2 protein-coding genes are annotated in these 3,112 nt (G+C 55.1%); both read left to right on the forward strand.

Annotated elements, in window-relative coordinates; genetic code table 11:
• The coding region (locus ACR0P9_RS09970; protein WP_432619733.1) for a TrmH family RNA methyltransferase at positions 1–126 on the forward strand (126 nt) is incomplete at its 5' end.
• Positions 119–3,112 (forward strand): hypothetical protein (locus tag ACR0P9_RS09975; RefSeq protein WP_432619731.1); only part of this gene is annotated, 2,994 nt, incomplete at its 3' end. The genes ACR0P9_RS09970 and ACR0P9_RS09975, both read left to right, overlap by 8 nt.

Genomic DNA, 3,112 nt, shown 5'->3' on the forward strand with positions numbered 1-3,112 from the left:
AAGTGCGATGGCATTGTCAGCATTCCGATGAAGGGAAAGGTCAATTCGCTCAATGCGTCCGCAGCGGCAGCCGTTCTGTTGTATGAGGCCGTGCGGCAGAGAATCGGGGAGGAACAGCATGGATGATCTGGATCTCGAAAAATTAAAAAAAGAACTGCACGATGTCTCGGGAAGCAGTCTCTATGATGTGGATCAGATTATGGAGGAGGCTGGTTCTTCTGAGAGCGGCAGCAGTAGCAGTATGGAAGAACTGATGCAGAGCTTGGGCGTGCAGGCACCGGAAGAGCCGAAGACACAGCCGCTTTCGGCAAGCGAGCCGGAAGAGCAGGAGCGCGAGGCATTGGCATCACTGCAGCAGGCATCCGCGCAGACCCAAGCCATGATTGAAGAACAAGAAGATATGCAGACGTGGCTCAAGCCGGAGACCGATGAAAAGGCGGAACCGGCAGCACAGTCAGAAGACGACGATGTGTTTGGTTCGCTGTTTGCACAGCTCGGCGAGTTGGAACGCGAAGAGACACCGACGGATCCGCGGACGGAGCTAATGCCGGAACCGGAAGAAGAGCCGAGCCTGATGGAACGTCTGTTTCCTGCTGAATCGAAAGCGGAAGAACAGCCGGAGCAGGCTACACGCCGCATAGAAAAGCAGGATTATGAAGAGCTGATTGACCAAGCGACCCGCCGCATGGAAGACAGCGAGGAAACATCCGAGCAGCCAGCGGAAGAACCAGCTGAAGAGCTGACAGAAGAGCCGAAGACGGAACCTGTGCGCTCTGCATGGGGCGACGATGCGATCTCACAGATTATGCAGGCGTTGAATACAGAAGAACCTGCACAGGATGAGGAAGAGTCGGTGAAGCCGACCAAGCAGGGACTGTTTTCTCGTCTGTTTGCGCCGCCGGAGCTGGAAGAGGATGATGAGCCAGAGTTGTCAGAAGAGGAAATGCCTGAGGAACAAACGGACGAACCAGAGGAACAGCCGCGAAAGGGACTGCTCTCTCGTCTGTTCTCCCCACCAGATCAGCTGGAGGAAGTCGATACACCGATTGACTTGAGCCAGCTGCAAGGCTTGGATGAATCTGCGCCGACAGCGGAAGAAGAGGGACCGGAAACACAGGTTTTGACCGCCGATGCGGCACAAGAGCCGGAGGAATCCGAACCGGAAACCCAGCTGTTGGAGGAACAGCCGGAGCTGGAACAGGCACCGGAACAGCAGCCGGAACAGGTACAGCAGGAAGATAACTCGCTGGATGAAGTGCTGGAAGAGCTGCGCGCGGAAATCGCGGAAGACAGCGAAGAATCTACAGAGCAGCCGCAGACAGAGCAAACACCGTCTGCATCAGAGGCTGAACCGGAACAGAAACCAGAGCCGGAACCGCGTCCGGAGGATACGCCGGTCATCAGCGAGGATGAATTCGAGGCATTTATGTCGGATGTAGATGCCGAAGAAGAGGCGGAACGCGCCAGCTTTGAAAAGCTGCTGAAAGACAGCGAAGAAGAGAGCGGCACAGACAAGAAGAAATCGCCGCTGCGCAAGGAAAATGCGATTCCGGAGACTTTCCCGGATAAGGCGACAACCGTGTATATTGAACTTCCTGTGCGCGATCCGGAGGAAGAAAAGAAGAAAGCCAAAAAGAAGGCCAAGAAGAAAAGGGCACAGCAGCAGAAACAACCAAAGGACGAGCCGCTGCCGATTCCGGCATGGCTGGATAAGCCGCTGGAGGAGATTGTCAAGATGGCACCGTCTCTGGAAGAGCTGCGCAAAGAAGGTCCGGTTATGACGCATGAAGTGCTGCGCTGTAAGGAGCGCATTGCTGAACGCGAGCGTCAGTATCAGGAAGCAGAGCAGCACATGCAAGCTGCTGAGCAGCCGGAGCCGGAAGAAATTCACGCCGCGGATGCATTGCAGGAGATGCATGAACAAGAGACAGCTGAGGAAGACTCGGTTTTTCTTGAAGGGTCGACCGGCACACCGGTAACGGAGGCGGTCGGCCAGAAAGCATCTCTAGAAGAATCCGTAATAGAAATTCAGGCCTCTGAATCCCAGCCGGGACAACCGGAACAGGAACAGACGCCGGACAAGGAGCCGGAACAGGCGGCAGCAGCTCCGGTCAAGCAGACAGAAATCAAAATACCGCAGGATTTGACGCTGGAAAGCCAAGCTTGCCGTGTGCGGGCGAAAAATAAAGAAATTCGACTGATTTTCTTGGGTATTTTGACGCTGATTTGTATTTATATCTCGTGTGCCGCAGACTTTACCATTTTGCCGCTGCCGAGTGCGATGGATTATGCGTCGCATTCCAGCCGGGTATTGGCAGTCTTCCTGCTGCTGATGGCAGGCGCTGCCGCCTTGGCTTATGACGTTGTTTGGGACGGCATTCGAGCGGTTTTGCATCTCAGTCCCAATTTTGCCACATTGGCAGATGCGGCACTGATTCTCAATGTCGTGCACTGCTGTATTCGCTTGGCGTCGGAAGGAGAAGAAATTCCGTTTGCTTGTATTGCCATGCTGATTCTGTTTGTCCAGCTGTGTGCACAGATTGGAGAAGAAAAGATTCGGCGCGATACATATAAGGTCGCCGGATCGGCGCGCGAACCGATTGGCATCTTCTGGCATGACGGCGCGACACCACATCTGGTAAAAGCACTGCTGGCGGATACCCATGCCTTTGCAGAACAAATCGTACGCAGTGAAGGCCGCAAAAAAATCGAACGGTTAGTTACCCTGTCTGCCTTGGTGATTGCAATTATTTTATCTGCCATTGTCTGTGCTTCGACCGGCGATGTCGGACGGCTGATTTACGTGCTCGCGGCGACAGTGACCGGCTCCTGCCAGATTGCACTGATTGCCGCCTCGGTCATGGCGAGACAGAGCGCGGCAAGCCGATTGGCGCATTGCGGGGCAGCGTCGGACAGCGACAAAGGAGCGGACAAGATGGCGCAGACGGAGACGGTTGTGCTGACAGATGAAGACTTGTTCCCGATCGGTTCTGTGACGCTGGCCAATTTGGAGCTGCACAGCAGCTTAAATGAATCGACCGCACTGGCATATGCGGCGGCGCTGACGCAGGACTCCTCTCTGGGCAGTATGCTGGCGGAAGAGGTGCGCACG

Origin of the sequence: Butyricicoccus sp. (genome assembly GCF_050872565.1) — a bacterium.
GTDB lineage: Bacteria > Bacillota > Clostridia > Oscillospirales > Butyricicoccaceae > Butyricicoccus_A.